We start from the raw sequence: 19,172 nt of genomic DNA, 5'->3' as shown, positions 1-19,172 counted from the left end.
AGCTTTCCCTGTGTTACTTCGCATAGTGGAAACGACAAGCAATGATGGTCAGCGTGTCACTTTCGTAGGCATAGACAAGTCGGTGCTCTTTGTCGATCCGCCGGGACCAGTAACCGGTCAAATCACCTTTTAGCGGCTCAGGCCTGCCCAGCCCTTTGAATGGATCTCGTAGGCAGGCCTCGATCAACTCGTTCACGGCCGCATGTTTGACCGGGTCAGTTCTGTCCCAGTGCTGGTAGTCCTCCCAGCCATCGGGCACAAACGAGACGGCCACATTCTCCCGAATGTTGCGCTTATTCTTCAGCTTCTGCTTCGCTGACATTTAGGGGGAGCTCCTTGGTGAAGGTTTTCCCGGCTTTGTGCTGTGCGATGGAACGACGTAGGCGTGTAGCGTTGGACTCGGTACCCAAGAGGTACATGGTCTCAGCCATGGAGTTGTAGTCTTCCAGAGAAAGGATGACTACATGATCGCCACGCTGGCGTGTGATGACGGTCGGCTCATGATCCCGGCATACATCGTCCATCGTTTGCTTTAAACCGGCGCGAGCCTGGCTAAAGGTAATTACGTGCATTGTTTGAGTCCTTCCTGAGACTTCTCAGGTCATCCCCAGAAACTTCCTCTGGTTGGATTCAGAATCCCCTGCATGTGCAAGGTGGTGTGATATGGCGAACCTGAGGGAACTGGCGTCATTTGCAGACACCGTGTAGCAACAGGCCGTCGCCATGGTACAAAACTTTGTACCACCTTTAAAGACCACATCCACGCAACCCGATCAGCGAGCTAGCAGTACAGGGGCGATAACATGTGTTTGTGTCTGCACGGTAATTACAGCTGCTAACGAATCAGCAGCCTGACACATCTACTCATCAGATCAGTCCCTTTACCTTGCAGGAATATTCCGTGAACAGCAGAAACACCATAAGACCGGGGCTATCCTCGACTTTTTTGCTGGTGATCTTGTCCGTTTTGGCGATATCGTGCGGAGAATTATTTGACCAGATACGAAAAAGGCCCACCTTTCGGTGAGCCTTCTTTTTTCGCATGTCTCCGGGGGGAGGTTTCCACCAACGAGTCCCAGAGCGAGTAGATCAATCCTATTGATCATATTTGATCAAGTCAACAGATAGTTGAGTAGCAATATCAAGGAGAGCTGTGTGCCAATCTCTGCTGCTGACGCTCAAGCCGTCGAAAAAGTGCTTTCCAAGGAGCGCCTTGGGACCTATGCACGCACGCTAACTATGCTGAACACAAGGCAGGCTCTCACGCTTTACGCTTGGAACGCGGAGATATCAGGGGCGTTCATGCTGCCTCAGCAGGCTTGCGAGGTTGCTGTGCGCAACGCTGTTTCAGACGTCTTGAGTGCTGTCTACGGCCTCCAATGGCCATGGTCCCTAGGCTTTGAGCGAAGCCTTCCAGATCCCCAGTCAGGTTTTAGCATGCGCAAAGAGTTATGTACTGCAAGGGGAAAGGCTCGGGCTGGGAATACAAATACAGTAATTCCCGAGCTGAAATTTGCTTTTTGGGTCCGGCTTTTCACGCAACGATTTGACAATCGTTTGTGGTTGCCCCACTTGAAAGCTTCATTTCCAGGCATGCCGGCAGGGCTGACAGTTCAGCAATGCCGGCAGATGATTTACTACGAACTGGATGGGGTTAGGAGTATCCGAAATCGGATAGCACATCATGAGCCAATTTTTGCCAGGAACCTTGCTGCCGACTACACGCGGATGCTGACACTGGTGGCTTGGCGGTGTCCGACCACTGCCACGTGGCTGGATGAAATCGAGAGTGTCACCACCGTGCTTGATCAGCGGCCATGACAAACCTAAATTAATCACCGAGGCGCGTATTGTGTGATTAAACAACTCCGGGACGGTAGCCGCGAATGACAAGGCCGCATCTACATCGATACAAATAGCCCCTGACGTATTAAACCTATCCGCTCACTGACCGTCTGCCAAAGCGTGACATCATGCTGCTGTAGCTCATGACAGCTGCAGGTCACTCAACTGATGTAGTTCGAGGAAAGTCAAAAACATCTTGATGGCACTCCCCTCAACGAATTTTCCTTTAAACAAGTAGGTCAATTCCGAGAGAGACTCACACTGCTTGCGCCTAGAGCCCTCTCTATCTAGCCTGCCCACGTCGCTGCACCTCAGCGATCAGGTTTAGCAGCCTGGACCGCAACTAGGCGCACAGCGCCACCTCTGCATGGCGCTTTTTTTGGCCTGCAGCTTATGGTGGCCGTGCGCAGGGCGCCTTTGGGCGCGCCGGTTTTCCTAGTGCGCCGGTCTGCTAACCTGCGCACGGCTGCCACCCTTACCGTTTAGCAGCACAGGTGACAGCCTCCCAGTCCTTGCACTAGGAGTTGACGACATGACCCTGCCATCCCCAGACCCACCCTCCTCGACTAACCCGATCCGCACTGCTCAACTCTGCAATCGCCTTTCAAGTCCTGGAGGTCAACCATAACCCAGCAATCCGTAGTAAAAACTGTAGGCGTGACAACATTCGCCCAGTCGTTAGAGCAAGAGAGAGATGTTTTTCGTGTAAACGCCGGCATGCCGGTGAACGATGCTCTGGAACATGCCTCATCGTTACTACACTGCGCTCACAGACTCGCGGTGGATGCCGCGATGGATACACGTGGAGAGCATTACGCTTGGGCAACGCATTATCTGAGCGAAATGGCGAAAGCAGTCATTGACGACGTGAGGCAGGCACTGCTGCCGACACGGTCTGATTCTCAGACCTCGTGAATAACGGGTTTCAAAGTACGTATGAATTGTCTGAAGGCCTGAAATCCGAAGCACTCAGGGGCAGCCGAAAGCCATCTTCAGCATATTGACATCAACCCACCCGCGAAATTATTGTTCACTCCAGACGGCTGCATGTCTAACCTGTAAGCAGTACGTCACGCTCCTCAGAGAACCCCACGCTTGCCTTTGCACAAGGCAAAAAAAAACCCGGAAATCCTCACTTGCGTGGGCCTTCCGGATTTTCTAAACCGCTAAAAATGGTGGGTCGTGTGGGATTCGAACCTACGACCAATTGGTTAAAAGCCAACTGCTCTACCAACTGAGCTAACGACCCGCTGTGTGGTGGCGCGTATAATACTGATTTCTAAGGATTATTCAACACCTTATTTTAAATAAATCAGAAATAACGCGTTGGGTCAGTAATTCCGGCCGCTTGGAAGCCTTCTGCACGCAGTCGGCAGCTGTCACATTTCCTACAAGCACGACCGTCATTATCTGCCTGGTAGCAGGAAACAGTCAGCGAGTAGTCGACACCAAGCCTTACACCTGCCTTGACGATATCGGCCTTGCTCAGGTTTTGCAGTGGCGCCTGGATACGGAAGCCGTGCCCTTCTACGCCGGCCTTGGTCGCCAGGTTGGCCATGCGCTCGAACGACTCGACGAACTCTGGGCGGCAGTCCGGGTAGCCGGAGTAGTCCACGGCGTTGACACCGATAAAGATGTCACGGGCATTGAGCACCTCTGCCCAGCCCAGGGCCAGCGACAGGAACACGGTGTTACGGGCCGGCACATAGGTGACCGGGATGCCCTCAGTGGGCGCCTCAGGCACGTCGATGGAGCTGTCGGTCAAGGCCGAACCGCCAATGCCATTGAGATTCAGGCCGATCACCTTATGCTCCACCACGCCAAGGTCGCGGGCGACACGGGCGGCAGCGTCCAATTCGGCATGAGAGCGCTGGCCATAGTCGAAGCTCATGGTGTAGCAGCTGTAGCCCTCGGCACGGGCCATCGCCACCACGGTGGCGGAGTCGAGGCCGCCAGACAGCAGGATTACGGCACGTTTTTGGTCAGTGATTTGTTCAGTCATTTCAGCGTCCTGGCTCGTCGTTCCAAAGGTATTTATGCAGCTGCAATTGCAGGCGCACCGGCAGGTTGTCCGCGACCACCCAATCAGCAAGGTCGCGAGCGTTCAAGTCATGGTGACTGGGGGAGAACAGCACCTCGCCGGCGCGTCGGTCCAGGCCGTACTGGATCAGCTTGGAGTTGGCCCAGTCGTAGTCGTCCCGCGAGCAAATGACAAACTTCACCTGGTCGTTGGCGGTCAGCAGCTCGATGTTCTCATAACGGTTGCGATGCGCTTCCTTGGAGTCCGGCGTCTTCAGGTCAACCACGCGGCTGACACGCGGATCGACCGCGGAAATGTCCAGGGCGCCGCTGGTTTCCAGCGACACCTCGTAACCGGCGTCACACAGCTGCTTGAGCAAAGGAATGGCATTGGGCTGGGCCAGGGGCTCACCGCCCGTCACACAGACGTAGCGCGGCCGGAAGCCTGCAACCTGCTCCAGGATGTCGTCGAGGGTGCGAATGGTGCCGCCACTGAAAGCGTAGGCGCTGTCACAGTACTGGCAGCGCAACGGGCAGCCGGTGAGGCGCACAAATACTGTGGGCAGGCCGGCAGTGCGCGTTTCACCCTGTAACGAGTAAAAAACTTCGGTGATGCGTAATGTGTCTTGCATAGTCGCCACGGGCGTAACAGCTAAACAGGCTGTCCGCCTCCGTCAGGCACTTTGTGGGATCCCGGCAAAGCGTGAACCCCAAAAAGCGTATTTCATAAAAGGGCGTGGATTCTAACGAAAAAACCCGCGATAGGCGCGGGTTTCTTCCAGGCGGAACAGCAGTGGTTACAAACGCTGCAAATCGCGCTGGGCCAACTGGGCAGCAGAGGTACCCGGGTACTGGGCCACCACCTGTTGCAGAATGCCTTTGACCTTGTCGGTATGACCCAGGCGGCGCTCTACATCAGCCAGTTTGTACAACGAATCAGGCACCTTGGCGTGTTTGGGGTAAAGCTGGCTGACCTTGGCAAATGCCTGGCCTGCCCCCTGCAAATCACCCTTGGCCAGGTTGACCTCACCCAACCAGTACTGGGCATTGCCCGCGTATTGGCTGTTTGGATAACGCCCCAGGAAAGCGGTGAACGCCTTGCTGGCCCGGTCGAAATCCTTGGCCTTGATCAGGTCGAAGGCTGCGTCGTAATACAGCTTTTCCTTCGCCGGATCACCCGGCTCGCTGTTGGCGGCAGGGGCCTGTGTGGCACCTGCGGCTGCACCACCGGCGGCGCTTGCGGCACCACCGGCAGAAGAATTATCAGGAGTAGCGGCTGGTGTAGCGCCGGCTCCTATACGTCGGTCAAGATCCTGGTAACGCTCCAGGCCTTCCTGCTTGAGCTGACGCACTTCATTTTGCAGAACTTCAATGGTGCCTTGTTGCTGCGCCAATTGATCCTGCATGCGTTGCAGTTGGTTGAACAGTTCGCCCTGTGCCGAAGGAGCGGCCGTGGCCGCTCCTCCCGCATAGGCGCCGTTCGTGCCATAACCTGCAGGTGGATAGCTGCTCCCACTATTGTTATAGCCAGAGTTGCTATCTTCCACGGGAACCGCAGCCCACACCGCAAGCGGTGCAAGGCTGAGAGCCAATACGGTTACAACACGACGGCACGTTCGCATGACGAATTACTTACGCAGTTCGACGCGACGGTTTTGAGCCCAGGATTGCTCGTCGTTGCCGGTAGCAACTGGACGCTCTTCACCGTAGGAAACCAGTTCCAGCTGAGCTGGGGAAACACCTTGCAGTACCAGGTAACGCTGAACGGCTTTCGCACGACGCTCGCCCAGTGCCATGTTGTACTCACGAGTACCACGTTCGTCGGTGTTGCCTTCCAGAACAACGCGAGCGCCGTTACCTTTCAGGTCTTTCGCGTGAACGTCCAGAGCGCGCATGGCTTCTGGCTTCAGGTCCGAACTGTCGTATTCGAAGTAGAAAGTGGTGATTGCGCGCAGAGCAGCTTCTTCGCTCAGGGAGCCGTCAACTGCACCAGTGTTAGCGCCGTAACCAGCGTTTGGATCAACAGCTGCGCCTTCACCGGCATTGTCGCCGCCTTTAGACGAGCAACCAACGGCTACGGACAGAGCCAGAGCCAGAGCAGCAAACTTACCAAACTTCAGCATTTCCATCGTGAAACTCCTAATGAACCCCAGTGTGTTAAGTACTTCTTTTTGTAGCGCCGCGTCAGTTCAGGTAAGGGGACCAGGACGGTTCTCTGACTTCGCCTTGTGCGGTAGGAAGCGGGAGCCTTACGCGTCCATTAATGGACACGAGCATCAAGACTCCCCGGCCCTGCTGGCGGGTGGCGTAGATTACCATGGTGCCGTTGGGCGCAACAGTAGGTGACTCATCAAGAGTGCTATCTGTGAGAATTTTTACACTTCCGCGCTGCAAATCCTGGGCCGCAACCTTGAAATTAGTGAAGCCATCCTGGCGATGGATCATAACCAGGGTCTTTTCATCGGCCGAAAGCTTCGGATTGGCGTTGTAGTTGCCGATAAAGGTCACACGTTCGGCACCACCACCGCCAACACTGCTCTTGTAGATTTGCGGTTTGCCACCACGGTCCGAGGTGAAGTAGATGGTCGAACCATCCTTGCCCCAGAACGGCTCGGTATTGATACCAGGGCCGGAAGTGACACGGGTAATCTGGCGCGAACCGAGGTTCATCACGTAGATATCCGGGTTACCGTCCTTGGACAGTACAAATGCCAGGCGATTGCCATCCGGCGACCAGGCTGGCGCGCCGTTCAGGCCTTCAAAGTTGGTGATCTGCTCGCGGCGACCGGTGTCGATGTGCTGGACGAAGATGCGCGGACGCTTCTGTTCAAACGACACGTAGGCGATACGCTTGCCATCCGGGGCAAAACGCGGCGACAGGATCGGCTCGCGTGACTGCAACAGGGTCACTGCACGGGCACCGTCGTAGTCCGAACGCTGCAAGGTGTAGCGGGTGTTGTTCACCGAGAAACGCTCAGCCGTCACGTACAAGATGCGGGTGGAGAACGCACCTTTGATACCGACCAGTTTCTCGAACGATTGGTCGGCGATGTAGTGCGCCATGTCCCGCAGTTGATCGACGCTGCCCGACACGCTACCGGTCAGCACTTGCTGCTCGGTAGCCACGTTGAACAGGGCGTATTGCACCTGCAGGCGACCGCCCGCTGGCACGATGCTACCTACCATCAGGTACTGGGCGCCCAGGGCTTTCCAGTCACGGTAGATCACTTCGCTGCCTTGGGTCGGCTGGCTGATCATGTTCTGTTTCGGAATTGGCGCGTAGTAACCCGAGTTGCGCAGGTCATTGCCAATGATTTCCGCCATATCGTCCGGCAGCACGCTGCCGCCCTGCCAGCCAAACGGTACAACCGCAATCGGGGTGGCCCGATCGCTACCGCTGGTTACCAGGATGTTCTTTTCATCCGCCGCCGCTATCCCTGCCATACAGCAAATAACGACAAGCATTCCTCGAAGAAGGTTTCTCACAAGGCTAGATCCTCAGGTGTGAATGTCATCTTGAATGAACGATAGGGAGCGAAGTCGCTTGGTTTCATTCCCTGCATCTCGGTCAGGCGGCCAATATTCTTGACCGCTGCAACCGCCGAACTGTCGAACGAACCGTCGCCACTAGACTTGGCCACGCTGACCGAAGTCACCGTACCGTCCGGCAACATGCCGATCTGCAGCACGACTGTCATGCCTTTGCGTGCCGAAGGTGGACGTGTCCAGCCTTCTGCTGCGCGTGCGCGAATCAGATCGTCGAAACTGCCCGCGACTTCATCACCACGCTCATCGGCCAGGGCCTGTTGACGCTGCGGCGTGTCGGAAAGCAAATCTGCCAAGGCCTGGGCCTTTTTATCTTCGGCGGATTTGCGTGCTGCTTCCTGGGCCTTTTTCTTGGAGGCGTCGGCGGCAGCTTTCTTCTTCGCGTCGTCGGCGATTTTCTTCTTCGCCTCGTCTGCTTCGGCTTTTTTCTTGGCGTCTTCGGCGGCTTTCTTCTTCGCGTCTTCGACTATCTTTTTCTTGGCTTCTTCAGCGGCCTTTTTCTTGGCCTCTTCTTCAGCCGCTTTCTTGGCTTCTTCTTCAGATTTCTTCTTGGCTATATCAGCCAATTGTTTCTCTTCGGCTTTTTTCGCTTCGGCGGCTTTCTCGGCTTTCTTGGCTTCATCAGCCTTTTTCGCCTCATCGGCCTTCTTCGCTTCGTCAGCCTTTTTCGATTCTTCGGCCTTTTGAGCCGCCTCTTCTTTCTTTTGTTCCGCAGCAGCCTTCACCGCTTCCTGCTCGACCTTTTTCTGTTCCATCTGTTCGACTTCAGTCTGGCGCGCAGCCGACTTCTGGGCCTCACCCGCAATCTTCTGATTGGTCTGGGTGGTGGCCTGGCTTTTCGATTTCAGCTGATACAGGGTCGCCTGCACGATCGGCTTGGCTGGCGGCAACTCCGGGGTCATGGCAAAGCTGACAAACAGCATGCCAAACACCAGAACGTGCAGGGCAATTGCCCAGACGCTAGGCCAGAAGAAGCTTTCCGAGGCGGACGGCTCTCGCTGTTGCTGCATCAGGGCGCCTCGGTAATCAAGCCAACATTACCGACCCCGGCCTTCTGCAGCCCGCCCATGGCACCCATGACGGAGCCATAGTCGACCGACTTGTCACCGCGGATGAACACCTGGGTGTGCTTGCCGCCTTCGTTGCCGGCGCGGATGATCTTGGTCACCGCGTCGGTCATCTGCGGCAAGGTCATGGCCTTGTCCTGTTGCTTCTGGGTGTCGACTTCGCTGCCAAGGTTCCAGTAATAGGTCTTGTCAGCCTTGATCGAGATGGTCAGGACCTGGGTGTTGTTGTCCTGCGGCAAGGCTTCGCTGGAAACCTTGGGCAGATCAACCTTCACACCCTGATTGAGCATCGGCGCGGTCACCATGAAGATCACCAGCAGCACCAGCATCACGTCGATGTAAGGCACGACGTTCATCTCGGCGACCGGCTTGCGCTTTTTGCGAGCTCGAGCGATTAAAGCCATTGGGAATTACCTGCTTATTCTTCGCTGGTGTGCACTTTACGGTGCAGGATCGCCTGGAATTCATCGGCGAAGGTGTAGTAACGGCCAATCAGGGTTTCGCTGGTGGCGGCGAAACGGTTGTAGGCGATTACTGCGGGGATTGCAGCGAATAGGCCGATGGCAGTGGCGATCAGCGCTTCGGCGATACCCGGGGCCACGGTGGCCAGGGTCGCTTGCTGGGCCGTTGCCAGGCCACGGAAGGAGTTCATGATGCCCCATACGGTACCGAACAGACCGATATACGGGCTGACCGAGCCGACGGTGGCGAGGAATGGCAGGCTCTGCTCGAGTTTTTCTTCCTCGCGCGAGATCGCTACGCGCATGGCACGGGCCACGCCTTCCATGACCGCTTCCGGGTCAACGCCGGACTGCTGGCGCAGGCGGGAGAATTCCTTGAAACCGGCGCGGAAGATCTGCTCGACGCCCGAATCCGGGTCCGGGTTGCTGCCCGCCTGGCGATACAGCTTGGACAGGTCGATACCCGACCAGAAGCGCTCTTCAAAGCTCTCCAGGGCACGTCGACCGGCGCGCAGCAGGTTGCTGCGCTGAAAAATCATGACCCATGAGGTAACCGATGCGGCTACCAGGGTCAGCATGACCAGTTGAACCACGACACTGGCATTGCTGACCAGGCTCCACATGGAGGAATGGTCGACGACGGTAGGTTCCACGCTAAATCTCCTGCTTTGATTGTTGACCCGCGCCGCTCACGTTGGCAAAGGCCGCACGTAGAGTTTCGGGAATGGCCCTGGGTTTCAAACTGTTGGTGCGCACACACGCCACCAGGAACTGCCCCTCGCAGAGCAGCGTTGCATCCGTTGCCCGCCTGACCTGCTGTTTAAAGCGCAGGCTGACACGGTTCAATTCGATTACTTGCGCGCTGACCAGCAATTCATCGTCCAGTCGCGCCGGCGCGTAGTAACGGGCCTCGCTGGAATGCACGACAAATAACAGGTCCTCCCCTACCAGCTGGGATTGGGCAAAGCCCAGTTCCCGTAGCCGCTCGGTTCGAGCCCGCTCCATAAACTTTAGGTAATTGACGTAATACACGATGCCGCCCGCATCGGTGTCCTCGTAATAAACGCGACAGCGATGTGCGAACGACTGATCCCCGTTTTGCGCGCGCATACTCTAGTGCTTACTCCTCAGGTTGCCAATCCGGCCAGGCAACTGTTTTTCATTCTCAGCAGCATTTCTAACGAAAGAATGACGACGCCAGCCACTAGGACAGCACAAACGTCGAATAAATCGACCGCTCATGCCTTTAATCGTCCACTGCATCGAGGAATTCGTCTACCACAGGCATCTCCCCCAATCGTGACGGAATGTTTAACCCAAAGTGCAAATACGCATGGCGCGTGACCACACGCCCCCTCGGCGTACGCATGATGTAACCCTGTTGAATCAGGTACGGCTCCAGCACATCCTCGATGGTATGGCGCTCCTCACTGATCGCCGCCGCCAGGCTGTCAACACCCACCGGCCCGCCGTCGAACTTCTCGATCATGGTCAGCAGCAGGCGCCGGTCCTGGTGGTCGAAACCATGCTCATCGACATCCAGCAGGTTCAGCGCCAGGTCGGCCACGGCCTTGGTGATATGGCCCTTGGCCCGCACCTCGGCAAAATCGCGCACCCGGCGCAGCAAGCGGTTGGCGATCCGCGGCGTGCCCCGGGCCCGGCGGGCAATCTCGAAGGCGCCTTCCGGGTCCAGCGGCAGGCCAAGAATCCCCGCCGAACGGCTGACAATCGTCGCCAGATCGGCAGTGCTATAGAACTCTAGACGTTGAACAATGCCGAAACGGTCTCGCAACGGGTTGGTCAGCATGCCGGCACGGGTGGTGGCGCCGACCAGGGTGAAGGGCGGCAGGTCGAGCTTGATCGAGCGCGCCGCCGGGCCTTCGCCAATCATGATATCCAGCTGGAAATCTTCCATGGCCGGGTACAGCACTTCTTCGACGATGGGCGACAGCCGATGGATTTCGTCGATAAACAGCACGTCATGGGGCTCAAGATTGGTCAACAGCGCGGCCAGGTCGCCCGGGCGTTCCAGCACCGGGCCGGAGGTGCTCTTGATCGACACCCCCATTTCCTGGGCGATGATATTGGCCAGGGTGGTCTTGCCCAGCCCCGGCGGGCCGAAGATCAACGTGTGGTCCAGGGACTCGGCACGCCCGCGCGCCGCCTGGATGAACAGCTCCATCTGCTCGCGCACGGTGGGCTGGCCGATGTAGTCGGCAAGGCTCAGGGGGCGGATGGCCCGGTCCTGGACCTCTTCGCGGTCGCGAGGGCCGGTGGCCGCAATCAGACGATCAGCTTCAATCACTTAAATCATTCCCTTCAGGGCTCGGCGGATCATGTCTTCTGCGCTCAGGTTCTTGTCCTTGATGGCCGACACGGCCTTGCTGGCCTCCTGGGGCTTGTAGCCCAGGGAGATCAGCGCATTGACGGCATCGCTTTCGGCACTGGCGACCTGGGTCGCCGGCATATCCGGCTGGTTCGGCACCAGGGTAAACATGCTTGGCGCCACTTCCCAGGCCTTGAAGCGGTCCTTGAGTTCCACGAGCAGGCGCTCAGCGGTCTTTTTACCAACCCCCGGCACCTTGGTCAGCGCCGAGGTGTCCTGGGCCGAAACGGCACGTACCAGTTCGTCCACTTCCAGGCTCGACATCAAGGCCAGGGCCAGTTTCGGGCCTACGCCATTGAGGCGGATCAGCTCGCGGAAGAAGTCGCGGTCACGCTTGCCGATAAAACCATAGAGTAGTTGCGCGTCTTCGCGCACCACCAGATGGGTGTGCAAGGTTATCGGCTCACCGACCGACGGTAGGCGGTACAGGGTGGTCATGGGCACTTCCAGCTCATACCCCAGCCCGTTTACATCCAGAATCAGGTGCGGCGGCTGTTTCTCAGCCAGGGTGCCGCGCAAGCGTCCAATCACGGTTCAGATCCTTAAAGCTTGAGGTCAGATCGAGGCCCGACCATAACGATTGCGCTGATGCTATCAGAGACGCAGGCGCCCGCCACGACTGCGTGCCGTGCCGAGGCCATGGGGCAGCAGGCTGGACCGGGTGTGCGCATGGCAAATGGCAATGGCCAGGGCGTCAGAAGCGTCGATCTGTGGCTTGGAGGTGAGCTTGAGCATATGCATGACCATCATCTGCACCTGCTCTTTATTGGCCGCGCCGGTGCCGACCACGGCCTGCTTGACCTGGGTCGCGGTGTATTCGGCGATTTCCATGCCCTCCTCCGCACCGGCGACAATCGCCGCGCCCCGGGCCTGGCCCAGCTTCAGGGCCGAGTCAGCGTTTTTGGCCATGAACACCTTTTCAATGCCCATGGTCACCGGCCCGTAGGTCTGGATCACTTCGCGCACGCCGCGGTAGACGATCTGCAAGCGCTCGGCCAGTTCCCCTGCGCCGGTACGGATACACCCCGAGGCGACGTAGATGCAGCCACGCGGGGTCTGCTGCACCACGCCAAAGCCGGTGATGCGCGAACCGGGGTCGATACCTAGGATTAAAGTCATAACGCCTGCAGATAGAGTGAACAAAAGCCAGCATAAAACATGCAGGGCGACATGAAATCCTGTGGGAGCTGTCTCGCCCGGCGAGGCTGCGATGGTATCGCCGCGGTACACCCGACACTGCGCGTTGCCTGCATCGCAGCCTCGCCGGGCGAGACAGCTCCCACATTGGATCGGTGTTGCGGTTAAGAAAGCTGTTCGGCGACAGACTCTGGAATGTCGGCGTTGGAGTAGACGTTCTGCACATCATCCAGGTCTTCAAGCATATCCAGCATCTTGAGCACCTTTTGCGCGCCATCCAGGTCCAGTTCGGCGCTGGTGGTCGGCAGCATGACGATTTCTGCGTCGGTGCCTTTGAAGCCAGCCGCTTCCAGGGCGTTACGCACCGCATAGAAGCCGGCGAACGAGGTGAACACGTCGATGGAGCCGTCTTCGTTGGTCACCACGTCGTCGGCATCCGCCTCCATCGCAGCTTCCATCAGGGCGTCTTCATCCGTGCCGGGTGCAAAGGTGATCTGGCCCTTGCGCTCGAACAGATAGGCCACCGAACCATCCGTCCCCAGGTTGCCGCCGCACTTGCTGAAGGCATGGCGCACGGCCGCTGCAGTACGGTTGCGGTTGTCGGTCATGCATTCGACCATCACCGCGACGCCGCCCGGACCGTAACCTTCATAGGTCAGTTCGACCATGTCGTCGGTATCTGCCGCACCGGCCCCACGGGCCACGGCGCGGTCGATGATATCGCGGCTCATGTTGGCGCCCAGGGCCTTGTCCAAGGCCAGGCGCAGGCGCGGGTTGGAGCCAGGATCACCGCCGCCCTGGCGGGCAGCGACGGTCAGTTCGCGAATCCACTTGGTGAAGATCTTGCCTTTTTTGGCATCCTGACGCTCTTTGCGGTGCTTGATGTTCGCCCACTTGGAATGGCCAGCCATAACACAACTCCGAAATTCTCTAGAAACCTTTCAATCCCGCCCCAGGCGGGATTTCCCTCTTTTAAACGCAAAGGCGCATCCGAAGATGCGCCTTTTTGACTGCGTACAACCTTATCGCGCTTTCACGCCGCAGCCTTACTCAGCCTTCGGCGCCTCGCGCAGGCGGATGTGCAGCTCGCGCAGCGCCTTGGCATCCACCACACCCGGAGCCTGGGTCATGACGTCCGCAGCACTCTGGGTTTTCGGGAAGGCAATCACTTCACGGATCGACTGGGCACCGGTCATCAGCATCACCAGGCGGTCAAGGCCGAAGGCCAGGCCACCGTGGGGTGGAGCGCCATATTTCAGGGCGTCGAGCAGGAAGCCGAACTTCTCTTCCTGTTCCGCTTCGTTGATGCCCAACAGGCGGAAGACCGACTGCTGCATCTCTTTGCGGTGGATACGGATCGAACCGCCACCCAGCTCAGTGCCGTTGAGCACCATGTCGTAGGCACGGGACAGAGCGCCCGCCGGGTTGGCTTCCAACTCTTGCGGCGTGCACTTGGGTGCGGTGAACGGGTGGTGCAGGGCGCTGAAGCTGCCGTCGTCGTTCTCTTCAAACATCGGGAAGTCGACGACCCACATCGGTGCCCATTTGCAGGTCAGCAGGTCGAGGTCGTGGCCCAGCTTGATCCGCAGCGCGCCCAGGGCTTCGCTGACGATCTTGGCCTTGTCGGCGCCGAAGAACACGATATCGCCATCGACTGCGCCAACGCGGTCGAGGATCACATTGAGCTTGTCTTCCGGGATGTTCTTGACGATAGGCGACTGCAGGCCTTCAGCACCCTTGGCGCGCTCGTTGACCTTGATGTACGCCAGGCCCTTGGCGCCGTAGATGCCGACGAACTTGGTGTAGTCATCGATCTGCTTGCGCGGCATGCTCGCCCCGCCTGGCACACGCAGTGCGGCGATGCGGCATTTCGGGTCGTTGGCCGGGCCGCTGAACACCTTGAAGTCGACTTCCTTGAGCTGGTCGGCAACGTCGACCAGTTCCAGCGGGTTACGCAGGTCTGGCTTGTCGGAACCGTAGCGGCGCATGGCTTCTTCAAAGGTCATGTGCGGGAACTCGCCGAATTCCAGGCCCAGCACTTCCTTGAACAGGTTGCGGATCATTTCTTCGGTCAGGCCCATGATCTCTTTTTCATCGAGGAAGCTGGTCTCGATGTCGATCTGGGTGAATTCCGGCTGGCGGTCGGCGCGCAGGTCTTCGTCGCGGAAGCACTTGGCGATCTGGTAGTAACGGTCGAAGCCGGCGACCATCAGCAGTTGCTTGAACAGCTGCGGCGATTGCGGCAGGGCGAAGAAGCTACCGGCGTGGGTACGACTTGGCACCAGGTAGTCACGGGCGCCTTCCGGCGTAGCCCGGGTCAGGATCGGCGTCTCGACGTCGAGGAAGCCGTTCTCGTCGAGGAAGCGACGGATGCTGGTGGTCATGCGCGAACGCAGGCGCAGCTTTTCGGCCATTTCCGGGCGACGCAGGTCGAGGAAGCGATAACGCAGGCGGGTTTCTTCGCCAACGTCGGAGAACTCGTTGAGTGGGAACGGCGGGGTTTCCGACTCGTTCAGCACTTCCAGCTCGTAGCCCAGCACTTCGATCATGCCCGACGCCATGTTGGCGTTGGTGGCACCGGCCGGACGCAGGCGGACCTTGCCGGTGATTTTCACGACGTACTCGCTGCGCACGCGGTCGGCGGCAGCGAAGCTCTCGGCGCGATCCGGGTCGAATACCACCTGGGCCAGACCATCACGATCACGGATATCGAGGAAAATCACCCCGCCATGGTCGCGGCGACGGTGAACCCATCCGCAAAGGGTGATTTCCTGACCTTCCAGGGTCTCGTTCAGTTGGCCGCAATAGTGGCTGCGCATCATGGTAGTGGTTTCACTTCTCGTAATTCGAAATTCGGTGGAGTTCCTGCCCGGACACCGCACCTTTTAAGTCAGGCCACGGATAATGCAGGAGCTCGCGCGTAGAGTTCAACTCAGTCTGCTTTGTCGCCGCCCGCCAGGTTCTTCTTGGCGCCGGTCTTGAAGTCGGTCTCGTACCAGCCGCTACCGCTCAGGCGAAAGCCCGGCATGGACAACATCTTTTTCAGCTCGGGCGCCCGGCAAGCAGGGCAGTCGACCAACGGCGCGTCGCTGATCTTTTGAATGGCTTCCAACTGATGACCACAGGAAGCGCATTGGTAATCGTACATGGGCATGGAATATCTCGGCGATCACATCACTGCTGCGCCACGCCCCGTACCAGCCGGTATGCGCAGCAAAGGGCGAGATTATATCCGTTAAATCGAGGCTGTGCAGCCGTGGCAACGCGCAGCGCACGCTATAGAAACACTCCGGCCCCTCTGATACAGGGTAACCCGGCTACATAACCCCAGCCTGATCTGCGGTGGATACCTGCCCTTTCAACGCATGAACCACACACACCACCCTGACCAGGCCGCTGAAATTCTTGACCCCGCCATAACGCAGGTGCACTTCGCGATCGACGTAAGACAGCAGCGCACTGACCGAACAGGTATTGATCCTGGCGATCTCGCCAAGGATATTCCAATACACTTCTTCAAGCCGCAGGCATGTTGAGAAACCATTCAACCGGACAGAACGCGATAATGGCCGGGCCAGCGCCATATCGAACCCTTTGACGAAGGGGTCGATCTTTATCTTGTAGACGCCGGAAGTTTCCAGCACACCTTTACCCATACTACGCGACATACACTTGACACTCCCTTGCCAAACGGCTCTTGAATAAACGGCTGTTATTGACCGTTGAGCCTATAAAACATCAAGCAGGCAAAGGCAGCCAGAAGACGGAGAGTCGCTGTGCGTAGGACAAGCCAACGTATGGATCAGGAAGCAACCAGGTGAAGCCAGTGGCGCCTGCCAGGCACCACTGGCCTGCGGTGCTTACTTGCTTTCGAGCAGCGCACGCAGCATCCAGGCGGTTTTTTCGTGAATCTGCATGCGCTGGGTCAGCAAGTCTGCGGTGGGCTCATCACTGACTTTATCGAGCAACGGGAAGATCCCGCGGGCCGTGCGGGTAACGGCTTCCTGGCCATCAACCAGTTGCTTGATCATGTTTTCAGCGCTGGGTACACCTTCTTCTTCCTTGATCGAAGACAGACGGGCATAGATAGAGTAGGCACCCGGTGCAGGAAAGCCCAGGGCACGAATACGCTCGGCAATGGAGTCGACGGCCAGCGCCAGTTCGTTATATTGCTCTTCAAACATCAAGTGCAATGTACGAAATTGCGGCCCTGTGACGTTCCAATGAAAGTTATGGGTTTTCAGATAGAGTACATAGGTATCTGAAAGCAGCCGTGAAAGTCCGTCAACAATGGATTTACGATCTTCTTCGCTGATACCGATATCGATTGCCATGTTTATTCCCTTCAATTGTGATGAAAATTCATTGATCAGGCGCTTACCCACTCTAGCAAGAGTACCCGCCTTGCGCAGCCCTCGCGCCGCAGGAAGCCTGCGACAAATCGCCTCTTTGCCTCACGCTTGATGCACGAGCGACAAGGCCCGGCGCCCTGAAAAAACCGCGCACCTGTCTAGGACAAGCGTTTGCCGCACAAATGCCATAATCTTCGCAACGCCTTGAAACGCTTGATTTGAGAAGGCACAGGCTTTGCTGTTAAATAGGCAGCGTGTCGCCGCCGCTATTTCCTGTGGTAAGCGGCATAGGCTGAAAATCGCGCACGTGCCCAACGCCTCCCATTGTTCAGAAGCGAACCGTGCCAGTCAGCTCTTCCTTGTGATCCGTCTTAACGTGAGTTAATTAAAATGTTGAAAATCGTCCACCTGCTAACGGGCGCTGCAGCGTTGCTGCTGTCCTTTATCCCTAGCCTGCAACCAGAAAGCCTGCCGTACCTGCAACAACACGACGCGCTGTACCTGGCTCTGTTCGGCCTTCTCAACCTGACGCTGGCGCCAGTGATTCCCTACTGGAACAAAGGCACACGCCATCAACTGCAAAACCTGGTCAGCGCATTGCTGGTACTCACCGTCGTCGTACAAACCCTCACCCTCCTGGCCCCCATGCCTGAAGTCGGCGGCCATCCAGCCATCCTGCTCAGCCTGGCCATTGCTGTTGTGGCTATCGTTCTTCACCTGGCCATCAGTTTCTACCGTGCATCGGCCCCGGCCACCTCGCAAAACTACGATATGACCAACCGGGATACCGGGACCGTCAAGTGGTTCAACACCTCCAAAGGCTTCGGCTTTATTTCCCGGGACTCGGGCGACGATATCTTCGTCCACTTCCGGGCCATTCGCGGCGAAGGCCATCGCGTCCTGGTGGAAGGCCAGCGCGTGGAGTTCTCCGTGATGAACCGTGACAAAGGCCTGCAAGCTGAAGACGTGATCGCCGCCCTGCCGCGTCGCTGACCCCAGACCAGGCCCCAAAAAAAACCGCGATGCAGTCGAGACTGCATCGCGGTTTTTTATCGCCTGGGGTTTATCCGGGCATCAGTAATGGGGCGGCGGCGCTTCTTCCTCGGAAGACTCGAACTGCCCGCCCATTTCTTCCTGGCGCTTGAGCAAGGCCGTTATCTGCAATTGCAGGCGCTCTACCGCCCGCTGCTGGGCGACCAGGATGTCATTGAGTGTCTCGATGGTATCGTCCTGGAAAGCCAGGCGGCTCTCAAGGTCCGTCACGCGGTCTTGCAGGTCCATGGCTCAGTCCTGGGCAAAAGTGAAGTCGGGGGGCAACAACTGGCGCAGACGGGCACGGATCACCGCGACCTGAGCGTCGGTATAAGGCACTGCCGGGTGCCTGCCCCAGACTGGGGCAGGCCAGGCCGCATCGTCGCGCTTGCGCACAATCACGTGCATATGCAACTGGTTGACCACATTGCCCAGCGCGCCAATGTTCATTTTATCGGCATCGAACCCTGTATTGAGCAACTGCGCCAAGGTGGTGGTTTCGTGCCACAACCGGGACTGGTCACCGGCATCGAGCTGGAACACTTCGCTGATGCCCGCAATGCGCGGCACCAGGATAAGCCACAGGTAGTTTGAATCGTTGGACAGCAGCAGCCGGCACAGGGGAAATTCCCCGATGGGCAAGGTGTCGTTTTGCAGACGTGGATCCAAGGCGAACACCGCAGTCACTCCGTTCGGCTAGTCAGTTTCAGGCGCCCAGCATACCTGCGAATGGCGGCTGCTTCACGGGGCAATCCGCTCGCCACCTGCGAGCAATCCCACTGCCGGGCACCGACGCACCAAAATGAGTCTTTTATGCCCCGCCTTGAGCAAGGACTATCCGCCGATTACTCACTTTCAAGGGTGAACCGGTAACATTTCTGACAGTCGCATCTTTTTATCCGTTCAAAATCCCGCACAACCACGCCCCAAAATTCCAAAAAAAACCACGCGAAACGCCCGTGGCCATGAGCCTTTCACAAATCCAGCACATTTTTCACGAAAAAATGACATCCGCCTGGCCGTTTGTGCACGCTTGTTGCATTCACTCCCATATCGTCGACAACCACACCTGCCAGGAAGGCAGTGTTTCACGATAAAAAGAACAGTGAGTCAATACATAAATAAAAAGTTTTAAACTTTGAGAAGGGTATTTCCTACCCTTTTCCAGGGTATTAAACACGGTATTGAAGTTGTCAGTCTGGTTACAAAAAGACTGTAGATTTGCGACATGGATCTAGCAATTTACGACAGCCTCGTAAAGAAGCAGAAAGGATAGATGTGCAAGTATCGCCAATTATTGCCAGCGTGCTATAAGTTTACGTTGTCA

24 protein-coding genes and 1 tRNA gene are annotated in these 19,172 nt (G+C 57.5%); 3 read left to right on the top strand and 22 right to left on the bottom strand.

Annotation, left to right across the window (positions count from 1 at the left end; genetic code table 11):
• Positions 1-13: 13 nt before the first annotated feature.
• Together BLL38_RS07185 and BLL38_RS07180 are read right to left on the bottom strand one after the other, a co-directional pair.
• Positions 14-322 (bottom strand): Txe/YoeB family addiction module toxin, encoded by a 309-nt coding sequence (locus BLL38_RS07185; RefSeq protein WP_076961918.1) that lies wholly within the window; start codon positions 320-322, stop codon positions 14-16.
• Positions 294-572 carry a type II toxin-antitoxin system Phd/YefM family antitoxin gene (locus tag BLL38_RS07180; RefSeq protein ID WP_076961917.1) on the bottom strand — a complete coding sequence of 93 codons (279 nt, stop codon included), beginning with the start codon at positions 570-572 and terminating at the stop codon, positions 294-296. The genes BLL38_RS07185 and BLL38_RS07180 overlap by 29 nt, the downstream gene beginning before the upstream one ends.
• 583 nt (positions 573-1,155) lie before the next feature.
• Between BLL38_RS07180 and BLL38_RS07175 the strand changes: the two genes are divergently transcribed.
• Together BLL38_RS07175 and BLL38_RS07170 are read left to right on the top strand one after the other, a co-directional pair.
• Positions 1,156-1,821 (top strand): hypothetical protein, encoded by a 666-nt coding sequence (locus tag BLL38_RS07175; RefSeq protein WP_232243736.1) that lies wholly within the window; start codon positions 1,156-1,158, stop codon positions 1,819-1,821.
• Between the two features lie 681 nt (positions 1,822-2,502).
• Positions 2,503-2,760 (top strand): DUF3077 domain-containing protein, encoded by a 258-nt coding sequence (locus BLL38_RS07170; RefSeq protein WP_242627603.1) that lies wholly within the window; start codon positions 2,503-2,505, stop codon positions 2,758-2,760.
• A 258-nt stretch (positions 2,761-3,018) separates the two neighbouring features.
• Here the strand turns inward: BLL38_RS07170 and BLL38_RS07165 are convergent.
• The 18 genes from BLL38_RS07165 to BLL38_RS07080 form a co-directional block, all read right to left on the bottom strand.
• Positions 3,019-3,094, bottom strand: a tRNA-Lys gene (locus BLL38_RS07165).
• Positions 3,095-3,157: 63 nt separating this feature from the next.
• Positions 3,158-3,847 (bottom strand): 7-cyano-7-deazaguanine synthase QueC, encoded by a 690-nt coding sequence (gene queC / locus BLL38_RS07160; RefSeq protein WP_076961915.1) that lies wholly within the window; start codon positions 3,845-3,847, stop codon positions 3,158-3,160.
• Between the two features lies 1 nt (position 3,848).
• Complete coding sequence (gene queE, locus BLL38_RS07155; RefSeq protein ID WP_057441364.1) at positions 3,849-4,496, bottom strand: 7-carboxy-7-deazaguanine synthase QueE; 648 nt, start codon at positions 4,494-4,496, stop codon at positions 3,849-3,851.
• 165 nt (positions 4,497-4,661) lie between these two features.
• The gene (gene ybgF, locus BLL38_RS07150) at positions 4,662-5,486 is read right to left on the bottom strand and encodes a tol-pal system protein YbgF (protein WP_076961914.1); all 825 of its coding nucleotides are present in this window, start codon (positions 5,484-5,486) and stop codon (positions 4,662-4,664) included.
• A gap of 6 nt (positions 5,487-5,492) precedes the next feature.
• Entirely contained in the window at positions 5,493-5,993 is a 501-nt protein-coding gene (pal, locus tag BLL38_RS07145; RefSeq protein ID WP_029300299.1) for a peptidoglycan-associated lipoprotein Pal, read from the bottom strand.
• 55 nt (positions 5,994-6,048) lie between these two features.
• Positions 6,049-7,329: a Tol-Pal system beta propeller repeat protein TolB gene (gene tolB, locus BLL38_RS07140; RefSeq protein ID WP_154220440.1), complete on the bottom strand. Its 1,281-nt coding sequence runs from the start codon at positions 7,327-7,329 to the stop codon at positions 6,049-6,051.
• A 17-nt stretch (positions 7,330-7,346) separates the two neighbouring features.
• Positions 7,347-8,420 (bottom strand): cell envelope integrity protein TolA, encoded by a 1,074-nt coding sequence (tolA, locus tag BLL38_RS07135; RefSeq protein WP_076961913.1) that lies wholly within the window; start codon positions 8,418-8,420, stop codon positions 7,347-7,349.
• Positions 8,420-8,872, bottom strand: coding sequence for a protein TolR (tolR, locus tag BLL38_RS07130; RefSeq protein WP_162473200.1), 453 nt, complete (start codon positions 8,870-8,872; stop codon positions 8,420-8,422). The genes tolA and tolR overlap by 1 nt, the downstream gene beginning before the upstream one ends.
• A 23-nt stretch (positions 8,873-8,895) precedes the next feature.
• Positions 8,896-9,591, bottom strand: a complete 696-nt coding sequence (tolQ, locus tag BLL38_RS07125; protein ID WP_029300305.1) for a protein TolQ — start codon at positions 9,589-9,591, stop codon at positions 8,896-8,898.
• A 1-nt stretch (position 9,592) separates the two neighbouring features.
• Positions 9,593-10,048: a tol-pal system-associated acyl-CoA thioesterase gene (gene ybgC / locus BLL38_RS07120; RefSeq protein WP_076961912.1), complete on the bottom strand. Its 456-nt coding sequence runs from the start codon at positions 10,046-10,048 to the stop codon at positions 9,593-9,595.
• A gap of 136 nt (positions 10,049-10,184) precedes the next feature.
• Positions 10,185-11,243, bottom strand: coding sequence for a Holliday junction branch migration DNA helicase RuvB (gene ruvB, locus BLL38_RS07115; protein WP_029300308.1), 1,059 nt, complete (start codon positions 11,241-11,243; stop codon positions 10,185-10,187).
• The gene (ruvA, locus tag BLL38_RS07110) at positions 11,244-11,855 is read right to left on the bottom strand and encodes a Holliday junction branch migration protein RuvA (protein WP_076961911.1); all 612 of its coding nucleotides are present in this window, start codon (positions 11,853-11,855) and stop codon (positions 11,244-11,246) included.
• Between the two features lie 63 nt (positions 11,856-11,918).
• Positions 11,919-12,443 carry a crossover junction endodeoxyribonuclease RuvC gene (gene ruvC / locus BLL38_RS07105; RefSeq protein WP_005790910.1) on the bottom strand — a complete coding sequence of 175 codons (525 nt, stop codon included), beginning with the start codon at positions 12,441-12,443 and terminating at the stop codon, positions 11,919-11,921.
• Between the two features lie 182 nt (positions 12,444-12,625).
• Complete coding sequence (locus BLL38_RS07100) at positions 12,626-13,372, bottom strand: YebC/PmpR family DNA-binding transcriptional regulator (protein WP_076961910.1); 747 nt, start codon at positions 13,370-13,372, stop codon at positions 12,626-12,628.
• Between the two features lie 135 nt (positions 13,373-13,507).
• On the bottom strand, positions 13,508-15,283 hold the full coding sequence (aspS, locus tag BLL38_RS07095; RefSeq protein ID WP_076961909.1) for an aspartate--tRNA ligase: 1,776 nt from the start codon (positions 15,281-15,283) through the stop codon (positions 13,508-13,510).
• 110 nt (positions 15,284-15,393) lie between these two features.
• Positions 15,394-15,615 carry an FmdB family zinc ribbon protein gene (locus BLL38_RS07090; RefSeq protein ID WP_029300317.1) on the bottom strand — a complete coding sequence of 74 codons (222 nt, stop codon included), beginning with the start codon at positions 15,613-15,615 and terminating at the stop codon, positions 15,394-15,396.
• 163 nt (positions 15,616-15,778) lie between these two features.
• A complete protein-coding gene (locus BLL38_RS07085; protein ID WP_076961908.1) occupies positions 15,779-16,129 on the bottom strand; it encodes a ribbon-helix-helix domain-containing protein in 351 nt (116 codons plus the stop codon).
• A 192-nt stretch (positions 16,130-16,321) separates the two neighbouring features.
• Positions 16,322-16,795, bottom strand: a complete 474-nt coding sequence (locus BLL38_RS07080; RefSeq protein WP_076961907.1) for a Dps family protein — start codon at positions 16,793-16,795, stop codon at positions 16,322-16,324.
• A gap of 408 nt (positions 16,796-17,203) precedes the next feature.
• On the opposite strand from BLL38_RS07080, the gene BLL38_RS31650 reads away from it, so the two are divergent.
• Positions 17,204-17,806 (top strand): cold-shock protein, encoded by a 603-nt coding sequence (locus tag BLL38_RS31650; protein WP_076961906.1) that lies wholly within the window; start codon positions 17,204-17,206, stop codon positions 17,804-17,806.
• An 81-nt stretch (positions 17,807-17,887) separates the two neighbouring features.
• On the opposite strand, the gene BLL38_RS07070 is transcribed toward BLL38_RS31650, so the two are convergent.
• Complete coding sequence (locus BLL38_RS07070) at positions 17,888-18,094, bottom strand: SlyX family protein (protein WP_076961905.1); 207 nt, start codon at positions 18,092-18,094, stop codon at positions 17,888-17,890.
• 3 nt (positions 18,095-18,097) lie between these two features.
• The gene (locus BLL38_RS07065; protein ID WP_076961904.1) at positions 18,098-18,523 is read right to left on the bottom strand and encodes an HIT domain-containing protein; all 426 of its coding nucleotides are present in this window, start codon (positions 18,521-18,523) and stop codon (positions 18,098-18,100) included.
• Positions 18,524-19,172 lie beyond the last annotated feature (649 nt).

The organism is Pseudomonas gessardii (assembly GCF_001983165.1).
In the GTDB taxonomy this organism is placed as follows: domain Bacteria; phylum Pseudomonadota; class Gammaproteobacteria; order Pseudomonadales; family Pseudomonadaceae; genus Aquipseudomonas; species Aquipseudomonas gessardii.
The sequence above is the reverse complement of the archived record's forward strand: the minus strand, read 5'-3'. Positions and strand labels throughout refer to the sequence as shown.

Excerpts from the sequence above, each read along its gene's own strand:
- BLL38_RS07185 (WP_076961918.1), bottom strand. The coding sequence starts at position 322 with ATGTCAGCGAAGCAGAAGCTGAAGAATAAGCGCAACATTCGGGAGAAT.
- BLL38_RS07180 (WP_076961917.1), bottom strand. The coding sequence starts at position 572 with ATGCACGTAATTACCTTTAGCCAGGCTCGCGCCGGTTTAAAGCAAACG.
- queC (WP_076961915.1), bottom strand. The coding sequence starts at position 3,847 with ATGACTGAACAAATCACTGACCAAAAACGTGCCGTAATCCTGCTGTCT.
- queE (WP_057441364.1), bottom strand. The coding sequence starts at position 4,496 with ATGCAAGACACATTACGCATCACCGAAGTTTTTTACTCGTTACAGGGT.
- ybgF (WP_076961914.1), bottom strand. The coding sequence starts at position 5,486 with ATGCGAACGTGCCGTCGTGTTGTAACCGTATTGGCTCTCAGCCTTGCA.
- pal (WP_029300299.1), bottom strand. The coding sequence starts at position 5,993 with ATGGAAATGCTGAAGTTTGGTAAGTTTGCTGCTCTGGCTCTGGCTCTG.
- tolB (WP_154220440.1), bottom strand. The coding sequence starts at position 7,329 with ATGCTTGTCGTTATTTGCTGTATGGCAGGGATAGCGGCGGCGGATGAA.
- tolA (WP_076961913.1), bottom strand. The coding sequence starts at position 8,420 with ATGCAGCAACAGCGAGAGCCGTCCGCCTCGGAAAGCTTCTTCTGGCCT.
- ybgC (WP_076961912.1), bottom strand. The coding sequence starts at position 10,048 with ATGCGCGCGCAAAACGGGGATCAGTCGTTCGCACATCGCTGTCGCGTT.
- ruvC (WP_005790910.1), bottom strand. The coding sequence starts at position 12,443 with ATGACTTTAATCCTAGGTATCGACCCCGGTTCGCGCATCACCGGCTTT.
- BLL38_RS07100 (WP_076961910.1), bottom strand. The coding sequence starts at position 13,372 with ATGGCTGGCCATTCCAAGTGGGCGAACATCAAGCACCGCAAAGAGCGT.
- aspS (WP_076961909.1), bottom strand. The coding sequence starts at position 15,283 with ATGATGCGCAGCCACTATTGCGGCCAACTGAACGAGACCCTGGAAGGT.
- BLL38_RS07090 (WP_029300317.1), bottom strand. The coding sequence starts at position 15,615 with ATGCCCATGTACGATTACCAATGCGCTTCCTGTGGTCATCAGTTGGAA.
- BLL38_RS07085 (WP_076961908.1), bottom strand. The coding sequence starts at position 16,129 with ATGTCGCGTAGTATGGGTAAAGGTGTGCTGGAAACTTCCGGCGTCTAC.
- BLL38_RS07080 (WP_076961907.1), bottom strand. The coding sequence starts at position 16,795 with ATGGCAATCGATATCGGTATCAGCGAAGAAGATCGTAAATCCATTGTT.
- BLL38_RS31650 (WP_076961906.1), top strand. The coding sequence starts at position 17,204 with ATGTTGAAAATCGTCCACCTGCTAACGGGCGCTGCAGCGTTGCTGCTG.
- BLL38_RS07070 (WP_076961905.1), bottom strand. The coding sequence starts at position 18,094 with ATGGACCTGCAAGACCGCGTGACGGACCTTGAGAGCCGCCTGGCTTTC.